Origin of the sequence: Mucilaginibacter lappiensis, assembly GCF_900155965.1 — a bacterium.
Taxonomy (GTDB): Bacteria; Bacteroidota; Bacteroidia; order Sphingobacteriales; family Sphingobacteriaceae; genus Mucilaginibacter; species Mucilaginibacter lappiensis.
In genome coordinates this window covers 157,481-172,856 of record NZ_FTMG01000011.1, presented here as the reverse complement: position 1 = coordinate 172,856, position 15,376 = coordinate 157,481, and the positions used below count along the sequence as shown (strand labels likewise).

The 15,376-nt window shown below is 42.2% G+C and carries 13 protein-coding genes; 6 read left to right on the top strand and 7 right to left on the bottom strand.

Features of this window, described 5'->3' with window-relative positions:
• Window positions 1-2 precede the first annotated feature (2 nt).
• The 7 genes from BW976_RS19715 to upp all read right to left on the bottom strand — a co-directional run bounded on the left by BW976_RS19715 (window position 3) and on the right by upp (window position 8,007).
• Window positions 3-989: a DUF6427 family protein gene (locus BW976_RS19715; RefSeq protein WP_076375639.1), complete on the bottom strand. Its 987-nt coding sequence runs from the start codon at window positions 987-989 to the stop codon at window positions 3-5.
• A 175-nt stretch (window positions 990-1,164) separates the two neighbouring features.
• Window positions 1,165-2,151, bottom strand: a complete 987-nt coding sequence (locus BW976_RS19710; RefSeq protein ID WP_076375637.1) for a glycosyltransferase family protein — start codon at window positions 2,149-2,151, stop codon at window positions 1,165-1,167.
• Window positions 2,152-2,405: 254 nt separating this feature from the next.
• Window positions 2,406-3,260 carry a UDP-2,3-diacylglucosamine diphosphatase gene (locus BW976_RS19705; protein WP_076375635.1) on the bottom strand — a complete coding sequence of 285 codons (855 nt, stop codon included), beginning with the start codon at window positions 3,258-3,260 and terminating at the stop codon, window positions 2,406-2,408.
• A gap of 259 nt (window positions 3,261-3,519) precedes the next feature.
• Complete coding sequence (locus BW976_RS19700) at window positions 3,520-4,038, bottom strand: DinB family protein (protein ID WP_076375633.1); 519 nt, start codon at window positions 4,036-4,038, stop codon at window positions 3,520-3,522.
• A complete protein-coding gene (locus tag BW976_RS19695; RefSeq protein ID WP_076375631.1) occupies window positions 4,035-4,760 on the bottom strand; it encodes a YjjG family noncanonical pyrimidine nucleotidase in 726 nt (241 codons plus the stop codon). The genes BW976_RS19700 and BW976_RS19695 overlap by 4 nt, the downstream gene beginning before the upstream one ends.
• Window positions 4,761-4,889: 129 nt before the next feature.
• Window positions 4,890-7,172 carry a M60 family metallopeptidase gene (locus BW976_RS19690; RefSeq protein WP_084192278.1) on the bottom strand — a complete coding sequence of 761 codons (2,283 nt, stop codon included), beginning with the start codon at window positions 7,170-7,172 and terminating at the stop codon, window positions 4,890-4,892.
• Window positions 7,173-7,362: 190 nt separating this feature from the next.
• The gene (gene upp / locus BW976_RS19685) at window positions 7,363-8,007 is read right to left on the bottom strand and encodes a uracil phosphoribosyltransferase (protein ID WP_076375626.1); all 645 of its coding nucleotides are present in this window, start codon (window positions 8,005-8,007) and stop codon (window positions 7,363-7,365) included.
• Between the two features lie 222 nt (window positions 8,008-8,229).
• Between upp and BW976_RS19680 the strand changes: the two genes are divergently transcribed.
• From BW976_RS19680 to BW976_RS19655, 6 genes are all read left to right on the top strand, one after another.
• Window positions 8,230-8,727, top strand: a complete 498-nt coding sequence (locus BW976_RS19680) for a GNAT family N-acetyltransferase (RefSeq protein ID WP_175614144.1) — start codon at window positions 8,230-8,232, stop codon at window positions 8,725-8,727.
• A 14-nt stretch (window positions 8,728-8,741) separates the two neighbouring features.
• Window positions 8,742-9,221, top strand: a complete 480-nt coding sequence (locus BW976_RS19675; protein WP_076375624.1) for a MarR family winged helix-turn-helix transcriptional regulator — start codon at window positions 8,742-8,744, stop codon at window positions 9,219-9,221.
• 664 nt (window positions 9,222-9,885) lie between these two features.
• Window positions 9,886-11,910, top strand: a complete 2,025-nt coding sequence (uvrB, locus tag BW976_RS19670; RefSeq protein ID WP_076375622.1) for an excinuclease ABC subunit UvrB — start codon at window positions 9,886-9,888, stop codon at window positions 11,908-11,910.
• Window positions 11,911-12,062: 152 nt separating this feature from the next.
• Window positions 12,063-12,311, top strand: coding sequence for a DUF4834 family protein (locus tag BW976_RS19665; protein WP_076375620.1), 249 nt, complete (start codon window positions 12,063-12,065; stop codon window positions 12,309-12,311).
• Between the two features lie 5 nt (window positions 12,312-12,316).
• Entirely contained in the window at window positions 12,317-12,613 is a 297-nt protein-coding gene (locus tag BW976_RS19660) for a hypothetical protein (protein WP_076375618.1), read from the top strand.
• A 195-nt stretch (window positions 12,614-12,808) separates the two neighbouring features.
• Window positions 12,809-15,313 (top strand): hypothetical protein, encoded by a 2,505-nt coding sequence (locus tag BW976_RS19655; RefSeq protein ID WP_076375616.1) that lies wholly within the window; start codon window positions 12,809-12,811, stop codon window positions 15,311-15,313.
• The last annotated feature ends 63 nt before the right edge of the window (window positions 15,314-15,376 follow it).

Sequence of the window (15,376 nt, the reverse complement as noted above, 5' to 3'; positions counted from 1 at the left end):
AGTTAAAATTTGTTAAACTGAAAGCAGATAATGCTGATTAGCAGCAATAAGAACAGGCTTTCATAAAACCATTTCCGGGTTGAATACAAAAAATAGTAAGCAAAAAACACGGCAACCGGGGCTAAACACAATAAAAAGTGATTCAAATGGAAAGCCGCGTTTACATAAAATGAAAAAGCAGTGATCAGAAAAATGAGGAATAATAACTGGAACGACTTACGGGTTTGCACGTAACTTTTAAAGAAGTTTTGCTGCAATTTAAAAAAACAAAGCACCAGGATCATGATCACCGGGATAAGCAGCAGGTAATTATAGGAGTTGATACTGATATGATCAGGAAATTTGGTTCCCAACGGAAGCCAGATATTGCCAAAGTTTTTAATACGATCATTCAGATAATAGAAAACCGCCAGGAAGAAAAATACAGTGGCATAGCCTAATATTCCTGCCACCCACTCGCGCCAGTTAAATGGTTTAAAAAGCACCAGGGCTATCCAGATAGATAAAAACAAATAAATAAACGGGAAATAGATGAGCGACCCCAGGGCTACGATCATCCCCAGATCATACACGGTCGACTTGGCATCCTCTCCTTTGTACAGGCTAAATAGTTTAAACAGCATCCATATCAGCAGAAAATTGCAGATGAGCGGGGCGCTCAATATTAGGAACGGGGCAAATAAACCCGATAAGGTAACATACATTAATGCAGGCAAAAACGTAGGCTTGCCCAGCAAATTATGAAAATTGATGAGGTAATTTAATAACAGCGCCTGTATAAAAACCAGTACCGCCGCCAAAAAGATATTTAAAACCGGCGAAAGCGCGTATTCATAAGCTACCGGTACCAGCAAGCGGGCAAAGGGCTCCACAAAAATAAATTCCAGCTTATCCGGAACATGAAACAAATAACCCACCCGCGACAAAAACAATATGATAACCAGCCATAAAGCGTTGAATGGATTAAAAGTTCTGAAAAGATTGATCATATGAGCGCTGTTTGCGGCGTAAAATTAGCAGAAAAACTGATGTTTTGGACTATGCTACTTAGGGACTATGGGATTTTGGGGACCAAGGGGTAAGGATTTCTTATCCCTTCAAATATCTTTATTCCGTATTTCAAAAATCCTTACGCCTTTCTCCCAGTCTCATAGTCCAAAAACCCTACTTCCTCGCGTACCGCTTTACCAAATCGTCGACAATTTGGGCGGTTTCGTTGGGGAAATTGACGATCACTTTTTTATCGTCCTGTATCCAGTTATTCAGATGACCCGCAAACTTATCATTGATCTCGTTTACCACCGGCACACCCAATTTTGATGCCGCCAGGGCGTTGCATTGCTGCTCGTATTGCCCTTTCATGGGTATCATGAGCACCTTCTTTTTTAGGAACAATGCTTCGGCCGGGCCTTCAAAACCTCCGCCGGTAAGCAGACCTTCGCAATTGGCCAGGCTGGTATTAAATGCCTCGTTATTTACCGGGAAGATCTCCACATTACCCGAGCGATAGGGTGTTTTCTGCCGTTTTGAAAATATCTGCCATTGAGCCTCGGTTTGGCTCAAGTGCTTCAGCAGTGTTTTGTCGTCATAGGCTGGCAGATAAACAGTATAGTGCCCAAGGTTGGCGGTTTCCATTTCACGGATCTCGCTCCTGATCACCGGGGTATGTATAAAATCGTCGTATCGCTCAAAGTGGAAACCTACATGATGCGTGGTTGGCGAATAATATTTGAACAGCCATTCGGCATAGTTCCACTTTTTGGGCCGAGGTGTATTGGGCGAAACAAAGGAGCATTGATGACTTAATGATACCGACGGCACCTTTTGCAGGCGGCATGCCCAGGCACTTACCGGCTCAAAATCATTAATGATCAGGTCGTACTGGCTCAACGGCAGGCTGTGCATATCGCGCCAAAGCTGGGGCAGGTTCATAATTTTAAACGTTGCCCAGTTATCAACACCACCTTTTTTGCCAAACACAAAACTAAAGCCGTGAAAACGATATTTGAGGGGCTGCGATAAGGAAACCTCGGCTTCGGTGCCGCTTATTAACAGGTCAACCTCGCCATATTGCTGTAGTAAAGGCACAATTTCACGGGCCCTGCTTATATGCCCGTTACCGGTTCCCTGTATGCCAAAAAGTATTTTCATTTGTAGTAAGCGTGTTTTTACTTTAACTGAGATGGTAAATGCTCCATTTCTGTTACAGTTTCAAACATTATATTTTTATAACGGGGGGTAAGTTAGTAAAGAAAATGGATTTTAGGACTATGAGATTTTTAGACTATGGGACTTTTGGAATAGGGAATAATAACACTTACACTGCCCTCTTTGTTCACTTCTCTAAAAATCCTCGTTCTCCCAGTCTCATAGTCCCCAAAATCCTATAATCCCAAAGTCTATCCTCAGTGCGGTTCCTGTTTAAAGCGTTCGAGTAAGCTTTTTACATCCAGCTTGGCATCCAGGTCTTCGGCATCGGTTTTATCATCGTCGTCGGTATCGGTTTTAAAGTCGTCTGGATTATATTTAAATATATTCCATTCACCTTTATAATACTCCAGTGAGGTAAGGCTCTCCACCCAGTCGCCCGAGTTTAAGTATAATACCGAGCCGGTTTTTTCGGTATTCTCAATAGTCCTGATCTCGGCATGATGAATATGCCCGCAAATAACGTATTGGTAGTTTTTGTCGACAGCCAGGTCGGCCGCCGTTTGTTCAAACTGGTTAATAAATTTTACAGCCTCTTTAAAACTAGCTTTTACCTTTTGTGAAAAGCTCATTTTTTGACGACCCAAGGCCGTTAAAAACCAGTTCACAAAACTATTGATCAAAATAAGACTGTCGTACCCCACTGCGCCCAATTTGGCCAGCCATTTAGAGTGCTGCATGGTTACGTCGAATATATCGCCATGAAATATCCAGGCTTTTTTACCATCGATATTAAGTACAATTTTATTCAGCAACTGGAACGATCCCAGGTTAAAATCGGTGAATTTACGGAGCATTTCGTCGTGGTTACCGGTGAGGTAATGTACGGGGATGCCATCAGTAACAAATTTGAGTATGCGGCGAACCACTTTCATGTGGGCCTCGGGCCAGTACGATTTGCTAAACTGCCAGATATCAATAATATCACCGTTCAGGATAAGCATTTTAGGTTTAATACTTTTTAAATACTTTAGTAATTCTTTGGCATGACAACCGTAAGTACCCAGATGCACGTCAGATATTACTACGATATCAACTTCGCGTTTTGACATTAAAATAGAGGGGTTAATTTCTCATCCGGCAGGCGCTGCCGGTTAATATATCTAGTTGAAATGCTTAACAAACGATTACTCGTCGTCTTCGTCTTCATTAACATTCAATTCATAAGGGCTGATATAAAAGGCCCCAACCAGGAGCAGCAAACTTATAACAACCAAATACGCATACTCAAAATTCATCGTAAAATGATTTTAACAAATGTCGGTAAACTAAATTATCTTACTGTTAAGACTCTGTTAAATATAAAAGGTTTCACGCGGCGTGAAATTTATTTTTGATCTGTTCTAATTGTTTTAAATGGTGCAGTAAATGTATACGGGTAAACTTAAACCATTGTTTGGCATTAAGCATACCTAAACGCGGGTGCCCGTAACGCACACTTGGCGAGGCCTTTACAATAAGCGGTGCAATATCTTCTATCCGTTTGCGGCATTTGATAATCAGGTTGCGGGCATCCTCCTTACTGATCTTCTCTACATTCATAATATCCAGCATTTTGATCTTTACAGGCGGGAAACGACTAAAAAGCAACGTAAAGTACCCTTGTAAACTCGGGCCCTTTTTGGTAGGGGGGCAGTTACTATGGGCACAACGTTCAATAGCTATGGACGAGCGAAGGGTTGCCTGCATTACATGGCTGTAAACCTCGGCCGACGACCACCCGCCACCTGCTGGTGTTTCGGCAAACAGATCATCGGGGATGGTATCCAGCAGTTCGCGGTAACTATCCAGTGCGGTTTCAATGGCACTAAGCTCTTTTCCAATGCTCATAATAATAAAGTTAGCTCTTTTAAATGAGTAATTTGTACAGGCACATCATTGGGTTTGAGTGCGTTGAACGGATTAAAGAAGATTGCATCCATCCCATAATGAAGCGCTCCGTAAATATCCGCTTCTAAACTATCACCTATCATCACGCTTTCGGCTTTGGTAGTACCCGCCAGGTTAACAGCATATTCAAATATGGCCTTATCGGGCTTATTGACGCCCACATCTTCAGATACGATAATATGCTGAAAATACCGCCCAAGGTTGGTACCCGAGATCTTTAACTGCTGCGATTCTTTAAATCCATTGGAAATGAGGTGCAGGGTGTATTTACCTTGCAGGTACTGCAGCGTTTCGTGCGCGTGCGGAAACAGGTTGGTTTTGGTGGGGCAAAGCCGTACATACGCGTCTTCAAAATCGGCCGGAATCAGGTCGGGATGCAAGCCAAGCTGGGTAAACGTTTTTTTAAAACGGGCATTACGCAACTCCTCCTTCGTGATAACCCCTGTATGATATTGAGCCCAAAGCTCGTGGTTATTACGGGTATAAGTTTCGATGAACAGATCGGCCGATGGTAAGCCAATCTCCTGTAAACGGTGCAGTATAAAAAGCTCGTGCAGGGTTTCCTCCGCGTTTTTATCAAAATCCCAGATGGTATGGTCGAGATCAAAGAAGATGTGCTTGTATTTTATTTCGGATTTCGGATGTTCGATTTCGGATTTCATGGATTGACAGAATATTTTACCATCACGTCATTGCGAGTTACGAAGCAATGACGCGTGCTTCATTAATATTAGGGGCAAAATTAAACTATTCGCTTCCCAAATCCGAAACCGAACATCTCAAATCCGAAATTAGTTACCTTCCAACTCCTTCGGGAACCATGGCTTGTAAATTGAAACTTGTTTTTTCGCGGTTTCGGAAACCGGAATTTTCCATACATCAAAAAAACGGCCCAGATTGCTATTTGTTGCCTTGCTGATGGTGGTAAACCACAGATCGCGTTTATCCTGATCGTTTTTGGGGTATTGGTCACTGGGCAGATTCCGGTAGACTGTATTGGCGGATTTAATGGCGTCCCAGCCAAATTGGTTAATAAGCTCAATATACATGCTTAAAGCCAGGAAAGGATCATTACACCATTTTTCATAACTGGGGTTATTAGCCAGGTACACTTTTATATTTTTTATTACCTCGGGCTGGCTGGAAATATTTTCATGATTATAAATGCCTTTATGCAATACTTTATCATAGGTATACATAGAAAATAAGTTCTCGGTAACTTCTATTGTCCCCGGAAAATCCAATTTCCAAAACTGGTGCCGGTGGCCAAGTTCATGAAAAGCACCCCATGAGCCATGCGAGCGGATAAATGCCTCATTGAGCATCCATTCGCAGCTTTGATCGTCGGGCACCACTATTTTTTCGTAGGTGGTAAACATATACCCATAGGCCGCATCAATATCTACAATAATGCGTTCCTGGTGCGCACGCTTTGGCGAAATCGCCGCCAGATCGGCATCTGCATTCATCACCTCATCCCAAAATTGCATTAACTTAACCGGGTTATTTAGGTTACGGATACGGTACGATGGTACGGTGAGCACAATATTATCTGTAGCCAGTTCGGCCCAGGGCGCTGGGTTGTTGCGGATGGTGGTATTCCACTCCTGCTCGCTGGTTTTGCCCAGTTTAAAGTATGGCGCTTTTACGGCACCGCTAACATTTATCTTAATGGTTTTTAATTTGCTGGTATCTGCAATATTAATTAGCAGCAAACCACCATAAGGAGAATATATATCAATTTGTTTTTGATCGAGGCTAAATTTCGCCGTTAAATCAACGGGGGTACGTTTAAATTGATCCATATGGGTCAGGTCGTCATCATGCACACCTATCTGCGCTTTTAAATGCTGCTTTATATCATCGGTGCTGATGGTAATAGTAACCTTTTCGCCCGCAGGTACATACAAACCTGTACTGTGTGGCCGGTAATAAACAGGCTCAGGATCATTAAGTCCCTGCGTACCCACTTTTACCGGAATAACAACTGTTTGGTTTACACGTAGGGCGTTTGCGGGCACATCACCAGGAAATATTTGATAACCAGCAGCTTTTGCTTCGGGATGATGAATAAAATCCTGCTGTTTGGCATAAAACCAATACCCTGCTTTAGTGGCCACTTTAAGTGCGGGCGTACTGTTTAATACCGGAGCAGATGGCGATGGCACCGGCAACACGGCCGGGATATCAAAAGCCTGTTTCATTTCGTAAATAACAGGGGCACCAGGATCATTATATTTAAGTACCTGTTCGATGGTTAGCTTGGTAAAAAAATCAACACTTTCACTTAACGTTTTTTTACTTTGTATCAACGGCAATAGAGTTTTTAGCTGCACATAATCGGGCACGCTATCGATAACCAATGCTGTGTATTTTGGCGATTGCACGATCAACGCATTTGGATTAACCAAACCGGCTTTAGCTAATAGTTTGTTAATACCCAGATCAAGATATTGCAGATTTTTTATGGTGTCTTTACTGTTATACAGATCCGAATATGGCGATGCAAATAATAGGGTACCGCCGGCAGTAATAAAATCCTCTATCAGCTGCAATTCCTTAACATCGGTTATATCTTTATTTAAAACCAGCAGGCTGGTATTCTTTTTAAGCTTGAAATTTGGAGTGATGTAAACAGTGGCGTTTTGTTGCTGCAAAAAATCAGTGAAACCTTTTTCCATGCCCCCGGTTACCGCAATCCGGCGCGTTCTGTTGCCTGGGCTAGCCCAGTTTAAAGCATTTTTTAATAATTGTGATACATCCTTATTAGTCAGCATTTCGGCTTTTAAATATGCCGACGGACCAAACAATAATACCTTGCCCTTACCAAGGGTAGATGAAACAATGGCGTTTGCCTTAAAAGGCTGATCCTGAAAATCGGACATGGCCATAGCGATAATCTCCGGCTGCCTATTTATAGTAATAAAGAAGGAAGTCCCCTCCGGCAGCGGCGGCATAGGGAGGCTATCAATATGTTTAAGCAATAAAGTCTTTATATCCTGGGCTTGTAAAGTAAACACGTTAACAAGTAGTAAAGAAAAGCAAAGTAACAGGCGATAGGGTTTGCAGAACATGAGGTAAATGATTGGTTTACATAAAGGAACATATAAAACCTTAAAACAAATAATATTACCGCAAGCATTAACTTTTTTTAACAAAAACCACAAACAAAAGGTTTTAACACCACGTCATTGCAATGACGCGTTCTTTATGAATATTAGAGGCAAAATTAAACTATTCCCCTTCTAAATCCGAAATCCAAACTCAGGACTTGTCTCCGAAAGCCAGGTCACCGGCATCACCCAGGCCGGGCACTATATAAGCTTTGCTGGTCATTTCATCATCAACAGCACACAACCATAACTTGGCCTTGGGCAGGTTGGCCCTTACATGTGCCACGCCTTCGGTACTGGCTATTACGGCAGCTATATGCAGCTCTTTTATTTTATACTGGGCCATGAGTTCCTTACATACCACTACGATGCTTTGCCCGGTGGCCAGCATGGTATCGCACAGGATAAATATTTTACCATCGAGATTTGGGGTGGAGATATGATCAACCTGGATCACAAAATCGCCGGTACGCTTTACTTTACGATAGGCAGTAATAAAAGCCGAAGCCGATTGATCAAAATACTGCATAAAACCCTGGTGAAAAGGCAGGCCGGCACGCAAAATAGTCCCCAACACCGGTTGATCAACAGGTACGCTTACACTGGCTGTGCCTAATGAGGTCTGCACTTCCTTATCCTCATACTGAAGTGTTTTACTGAGCTCATAAGCCAGTATCTGTCCCAGTTTTTCCTGGTTAAGCCTAAAACGCGCTTTATCCTGCTGTATGTCGGTGTCTCGCAGTTCGGCCAAAAACTGGTTGGCAATGGTATTGGTTTTATTGAGAATAAAGATCATGCTTGTAGATTTAGAGTCAAGAATCAAGAGCCAGGAATCAGGAAAACAGCTAAATGTATGCCACAATTTAAGGAATATTTAAGTGTCACAGCAGTAAAAGGATATTTTTTCCATCTTTTTCTTGATTCCTGGCTCTTGATTCCTGATTCTAACAAGTTTTTTTACAATTCAATTATGAATATATGTAGTTAACTACGTAGTTTTGAATATAAATTTATAACCATGAACATACTTTCTGCTATTACCCCCTTAAATAATGATTACTGCGAACAGATCATTGACATTGTTTTGCCCATACAGCAAATTGAGTTTAACGTTCCCATTACGATCCAGGATCAACCCGACCTGTTAGATATCGAGAAAAACTATCATCAAACCGGAGGCAACTTCTGGGGAGCCAAACACAACGAACTCCTGGTGGGCACTATAGGCTTAATTGCTTTCGATAAGCATGCCGGCGCTATCCGTAAAATGTTTGTTCGGAAAGATTACCGTGGCAAAGAGTGGGGCACCGGTCAATTGCTGCTTGATACACTGATTGATTATTGCCGCCAAAACCAGATCGCCGATATTTATTTAGGAACGGTTGACGTACTCAAAGCGGCTCATCGTTTTTATGAACGCAATGGCTTCACCAGGCTGGCCAAAAATGAATTGCCGCAATCATTTCCGTTGATGAGCGCAGATACTATTTTTTATCACCTACATTTGACAAATTAAGCACGGGTTTATACATGAATGTGATAGATGAATCGGGCATTTTAGCCATTGCAACCAGATTGCAACGCCTTAGCGACCAGTTCCGTAAGGATGGCGTTCTGATATATAAGGCCAACGGTGTTGATTTTGAACCCAAATGGTTCCCGGTGATCTACACCCTGCACTTAAGATCGGTTTTGAGCGTGGTGGAAATTGCCAATGAAATTGGCTACACCCACCCGTCCACCATCAGTTTGCTGAAAGAGCTGGAAAAAGTAAAGCTGATCCGCTCCAAAAAGGATAAGGCTGATGAAAGAAAACGCCTGATCCAGCTAACCGCCAAAGGCCAGGAACTGATTGAGCAAATGAAACCAGTTTGGGAGGTGATGGTAGCAGCTTTAACGGAGCTCACCACCACACAAAATAATCTCCTGCAAGCCATAAGCGAGGTGGAAGAACAAATGAAACGCCTCAGTCTTTTTGAACGGGCTAAGCGGATTAGTTTAACGGGCTAGTTGGATTACGCAGACGACTCACCCCGTCTGCGCTTCGCCCGGGGCGGAAAGAGGGTGGGAATTTGTCATGCTGAACGACAGTGAAGCATCTATTGTGCGCCAGGCATGCCGAAGAAGATCCTTCGCTATCGCTCAGGATGACAAAAAACTAAGAGTAGTTCCGGTTCATCCCCTTGCACATCCCAACTATTTTTTGTATCTTTAAGTATACCACAGGCCAGCCCTGCTTACTTTGAAAATTGTAAGCAGGGCTGTTTGGTTAAAGGAACAAAACAAGCCAAAAACCAACCGTTTTGTATATAGTTATTTAACAATCAATTATTTAATACTTTTTAACTTTTTCAAAACCCATCAAAAATTTGTTAAAAAGTGTTAAAATGGCGTTAAAATTTAGTTAAACCGGGTAATAAGCACACCTTTTTATATCGTTTTTGAGCAGAAAAGTGTTAAAATAAAGGTTTAAAAAGTACCCCGAAGAGGATGCCCGGTTTGAATTTTGTAAGTTTCGTTTTTGTGGGGTAAAAAGTTGGTGAAAAATTAATCCGGATGAGTGTGAAGATTTTTCGACACACTCAAATCCTGCTGACATAAGGTTGTCATTATCCTGCACTTATTTTGAATTGCAAAACCTATTGCAGGAATATTTGTATTTTTACATAACAACATGGATTTTAATTTAACCTCCCAATACTTCCCCACCGGCGATCAGCCCGAAGCTATCCGTCAACTGGTGGAAGGTGTAAATAATGGCGATCCTTTTCAAACCTTGCTAGGTGTTACCGGATCGGGTAAAACATTTTCTATTGCCAATGTGATACAGCAAACGCAAAAGCCTACGCTGATACTGAGCCACAATAAAACACTGGCAGCACAGCTGTACGGCGAGTTTAAGCAGTTTTTCCCGGAAAACGCGGTAAACTACTTTGTGTCGTACTATGATTATTATCAGCCCGAAGCGTTTATACCCACCACCAACACCTATATTGAAAAAGACCTGCAAATAAACGAGGAGATAGAGAAATTACGTTTGCGCACTACTTCGGCCCTAATGTCGGGTCGCAGGGATGTTATCGTGGTATCATCTATATCCTGCATCTATGGTATGGGTAACCCGGATGACTTTGCCGACTCTGTTTTCAAGTTCGCAGTAGGTACGCGTATTAGTCGCAATGCTTTTTTACACCGCCTGGTAGAGATACTTTATGCCCGCACTACTGCCGATTTTAAGCGCGGTACTTTCCGGGTAAAGGGTGATACGGTTGATATTTTCCCGGCCTACCTGGATTATGCTTACCGCATATCCTTTTTCGGGGATGACATTGAAGAGCTCAGCACTTTTGATGTCACTACGGGAAAGACCGTTGAAAAAATGACCCATATGGTCGTGTATCCGGCAAACCTGTACGTTGCGCCACGGGAGCGTTTTACCCAATCTATCTGGGCTATACAGGAAGAGCTGGAAACCCGTAAAAAGCAGTTTATTGATGATGGCCGTTTCCTGGAGGCCAAGCGCCTGGAAGAGCGGGTTAACTATGATCTGGAAATGATACGCGAACTGGGCTATTGCTCGGGCATCGAGAACTATTCGCGCTTTTTTGACGGACGGCAGCCTGGGGCGCGCCCCTTCTGCCTGCTAGATTATTTCCCGGATGATTATCTGATGGTGATTGACGAAAGTCACGTAACCGTTCCGCAGATCAGGGCCATGTATGGTGGAGACCGGTCACGTAAAATATCATTGGTCGATTATGGTTTCCGGCTGCCGGCTGCTATGGATAACCGTCCGCTAAATTTTCAGGAGTTTGAGAAACTGGCTCCGCAAACCATTTATGTAAGTGCTACCCCCGGCGATTTTGAACTGGAGAAATCTGAAGGCGTGGTAGTGCAGCAGGTGATACGCCCTACCGGCTTACTTGACCCCGTTATTGAAGTTCGCCCGGTGATCAACCAGGTTGACGATCTGCTGGATGAGGTAGATAAGACCATCAAAATGGGTGACCGTATTCTCGTAACCACCCTCACCAAACGTATGGCCGAGGAATTGGCTAAGTATATGGACCGCCTGGGTATCAAATGCCGTTACATCCATTCCGAAGTAAAAACCCTGCAAAGGGTAGAGATATTAAGAGGCTTACGACTGGGTGAGTTTGATGTATTGATCGGTATCAACTTATTGCGCGAAGGGCTTGATCTGCCGGAAGTATCCCTGGTAGCCATTCTGGATGCCGATAAGGAAGGGTTCCTGCGTTCTGAGCGCTCGCTGATACAAACTATTGGTCGTGCCGCCCGTAACGATCGCGGCCGGGTGATCATGTATGCCGACAAGATCACCGATTCTATGCAGATTACAATGGATGAGACCAATCGCCGCCGCGATATACAGATAGCCTACAATACAACACACGGCATAACGCCAACCACGGTTGGTAAAACGCGCGAAGAGATCATGGAGCAAACCTCTGTGGTCGACTTTCAGGGTGGTGTACAAAAAGCTTATGTGGAAGCTGATTCCATATCACTGGCTGCCGATCCGATAGTGCAGTACATGACCAAGGCCGATCTGAAAAAATCAATTGACAATACTAAAAAAGACATGCTCGCAGCGGCCAAGGATATGGACTTTTTACAGGCCGCCAAACTGCGCGATGAGATGTTTGCCTTAGAAAAAATGATGGAAGAGAAGTTTTAGATGTGCAGATTACAGATAGCAAATGAGTATCATACAAAAGTAGATTTTTCATCCGCACATCCGTAATCCGCACATCTGTACATCTATCTTCAATCATATTAAAACAATTTTTACGTTATATAACTTATATTTGTAAGCTAAAAATTAATGTGATGCTTTTAATTCGTTTTCTACTCATATCAATTTGTATACTATATATCATACGCAGTTTAGTACGATATCTGCTACCTTTCCTTTTTGAAAGCGTGGTGAATAAGGCCCAGCAACAAGCTCAGCAGCAGCAACGTCAATCCACCAGACGTCCAGATGGTGCTATCAAGGTTGATTATATCCCACAGGGGAAAAGGGGTACCGTGCCTGATTCTGAAGGCGAGTTTGTTGATTATGAAGAAGTGAAATAAACCCTATGCTGCCAGAAGAAGTATACAAAAGACGCCCAAACCATAACAATACCTCCGAGTCTGTTATACTCATTGTGGCCAATTACATTGTATTTACAGTTGCGCTGCAGCTATTTGCTACCTGCGCCAAGATAGGCACATTCTTTTGGGTGGTTTTAGGTGCCCTTGCCTTATATAACTTTTTCAGCATACGCAAATACAGGGAAGATTATGGCAAACCCCAGGTGATAGCCTATGTCGTGAGCCTTGCAGGTATGATATTGTTGTTTATCCTGCTACGTAGTCGCGAGCTTACCTGCTAATTTTTAATTTCGGAATTCGGATGTTCGATTTCGGATTTAGTTTGAAGCTGTACCAAATCCTACTTTTTTAATTTTCAAAATCAGCAAATTTTCCCAAATCCGAAATCGAACATCCGAAATCCGAATTATGTAACTCAATTGTCATTCAAATTTCTATTTTTGAGGAATATATATTATCCATTTCAAAAAACTTAAATGAACAACTGGTTTAAACGTAATGGTACTCATCTGGCCGTTATTGCAATTTTTGTAGCTATATGCTTTTTTTTCCTTACACCCGCCTTCCAGGGTAAAACATTAGGCCAAAGCGATGTTCTTGGAGCCCAATCCACTCAAAAAGAAATAATGGATTACCGGGCAAAGGATACAACTATACTTTGGACAAACCAGATATTTGGTGGTATGCCTGCATTTCAAATATGGGCACCATATCCTGACAACATTACTACACATATTGTAACAGCACTAAAAGTCACATTTCCTAATCCTGTTGATACTGTATTATTGCTTTTATTAGGTACCTACTTTTTGTTTATTGTACTTAAATTAAACCCGTGGCTTGCTGCTGCTGGTGCAGTTGCATTTACATTTTCATCATACAATATCATCCTACTCGTTGCAGGGCACTCAAACCAGGCCTTTGCTATTGCATTTTTTGCCCCCATATTAGGTGGTATTATCCTAACACTAAGAGGAAAACACATATTAGGTGGTGCGCTAACGGCATTTTTCCTGGCTATGGAGATCAGAGCTAACCACGTACAAATGACTTATTATTTGTTGCTATCGCTGATCATATTAGTGGGAATTGAATTGTATCATGCAATTAAAACAAAAAACACGCAGCCCTTCTTAAAGTCATTGGCTTACATAGGGGGTGCAACCTTGCTTGCATTGGCTGTGAACGCATCCAGTTTATGGAGTACTTACGACTTTGGTAAAGAAACCATACGCGGAAAATCAAACCTTACCCAAACCTCCAAAGAGCCCAGCAATGGCCTTGCAAAAGATTATGCTTATCAATGGAGCCAGGGGGTGGGTGAATCTTTTACTTTCCTGATCCCGAATATATATGGCGGTGCCTCTCCAAGTACGGAGCCATTAGATCAAAACTCAGAAACTGCTAAAGTGTTGATGACAAATGGTATTCCCCAGGAGCAAGCAGTTAATTATACACAACAGATTACCTCATCGGTACCGGGCATGACAACCTATTGGGGTAACAAACCGGGTACGGCCGGCCCATATTATTTTGGTGCCGTAGTTTGCTTTTTATTCTTATTTGGCCTACTGACAGTTAAAAACCGTTTAAAATGGTGGTTGTTAGCTACTGTGGTATTAACCATGTTATTGTCCTTTGGTCGCAACATGCCATTTCTATCTGATATCTTTTTCAACTATTTCCCCTTATACAATAAGTTCCGTGCGGTGGAATCTATATTGGCTGTGGCCAGTATATGTTTCCCGATACTGGCATTCTTGGCAGTTCAGGAAATTATTGATACCAAAGACAGAAACCCTATACTTAAAAAATTGATGCTCTCTCTTTACATAGTTGGTGGGCTTACCCTGTTATTTGCTGTGTTACCCGATCTTATTCTAAGCTTTAGAGCCGAAGATCAAGCTGCTGGAATAAACTATCTTACGCAAGCGTTCAAGAGTAATGCTGCATTAGCTAATGATGTGGCTAATGCCATTATTAAAGACAGGGTATCTTTGGCACGTGCAGATGCTATACGCTCATTAATATTTGTGTTATTAACATTTGGTATTGTATGGGCATTTATCAAACAGAAAATAAATATAGTTACGCTTTCGGTTGCCTTACTTGCCTTAACATTGGTTGATATGTGGCAGGTAGACCGGCGTTATTTGAAGAATGAGAATTTTCAGGATAAAATTGAGGCCGATCAGGCGGTTAAACCTCGTGAGGTTGACCAATTTATAATGAAAGATAAAGATCCTGACTATCGCGTATTTGACGTAAGCGCCAGTATTAAATATGATTTATTTAATCCGTTTTTTCATAAATCAATAAGCGGATATTCTGCAGCTCGATTAAAAAGATTCGATGAGCTTATAGATAATCAATTCTCCAAAAGCATTAACCAGGATGTTTTGGATATGCTAAATACCAAATACATTATTACACAAGACCAAAAAACGCAAAACTTAGGTATGCAGGTAAATCCAACAGCTTGCGGACATGCCTGGTTTATAAAAAGCATCAAATACGCTGAAAATGCCGACCAGGAAATGCAGGCAATCAGCAGTTTTTCCCCTAAAGACGAAGCCATCGTTGATAAGCAGTACAAAAGCGATATTGACGAAAAAACATTAGGGACCGATCCTGCCGGCAAAATAGACCTGGTGAGTTACAATCCTGATCATATGATATACCAAAGTGGTTCAACCGCCTCACAAATCGCTGTTTTCTCTGAAGTGTATTATAATAAAGGATGGAAAATGCTGATCGACGGGGTTGAAAAACCATACTTCCGTGCTGATTACCTTTTACGTGCTGCGCAGATACCGGTTGGTAACCACAAGATCGAATTCATATTCCACCCAACATCCTATTATGCCGGTGAAAATATCTCTTTAGCTGGATCTATCCTGTTGGTGCTGGCCCTTGGTGGTGCAATTTACACCGAAACCAAAAAGAAACCTGCAGTTAAGCCTGCCGCCAAAAAAGCATAAGGCTCAACTATATTAATGAAGAGCGATGGGTTCAGATCCATCGCTTTTTTTATATCTCAAAAG

Bases quoted from the DNA above. Each gene is read 5' to 3' on its own strand.
- BW976_RS19715 (WP_076375639.1), bottom strand. From the start codon at position 989: ATGATCAATCTTTTCAGAACTTTTAATCCATTCAACGCTTTATGGCTG.
- BW976_RS19710 (WP_076375637.1), bottom strand. From the start codon at position 2,151: ATGAAAATACTTTTTGGCATACAGGGAACCGGTAACGGGCATATAAGC.
- BW976_RS19705 (WP_076375635.1), bottom strand. From the start codon at position 3,260: ATGTCAAAACGCGAAGTTGATATCGTAGTAATATCTGACGTGCATCTG.
- BW976_RS19700 (WP_076375633.1), bottom strand. From the start codon at position 4,038: ATGAGCATTGGAAAAGAGCTTAGTGCCATTGAAACCGCACTGGATAGT.
- BW976_RS19695 (WP_076375631.1), bottom strand. From the start codon at position 4,760: ATGAAATCCGAAATCGAACATCCGAAATCCGAAATAAAATACAAGCAC.
- BW976_RS19690 (WP_084192278.1), bottom strand. From the start codon at position 7,172: ATGTTCTGCAAACCCTATCGCCTGTTACTTTGCTTTTCTTTACTACTT.
- upp (WP_076375626.1), bottom strand. From the start codon at position 8,007: ATGATCTTTATTCTCAATAAAACCAATACCATTGCCAACCAGTTTTTG.
- BW976_RS19680 (WP_175614144.1), top strand. From the start codon at position 8,230: ATGAACATACTTTCTGCTATTACCCCCTTAAATAATGATTACTGCGAA.
- BW976_RS19675 (WP_076375624.1), top strand. From the start codon at position 8,742: ATGAATGTGATAGATGAATCGGGCATTTTAGCCATTGCAACCAGATTG.
- uvrB (WP_076375622.1), top strand. From the start codon at position 9,886: ATGGATTTTAATTTAACCTCCCAATACTTCCCCACCGGCGATCAGCCC.
- BW976_RS19665 (WP_076375620.1), top strand. From the start codon at position 12,063: ATGCTTTTAATTCGTTTTCTACTCATATCAATTTGTATACTATATATC.
- BW976_RS19660 (WP_076375618.1), top strand. From the start codon at position 12,317: ATGCTGCCAGAAGAAGTATACAAAAGACGCCCAAACCATAACAATACC.
- BW976_RS19655 (WP_076375616.1), top strand. From the start codon at position 12,809: ATGAACAACTGGTTTAAACGTAATGGTACTCATCTGGCCGTTATTGCA.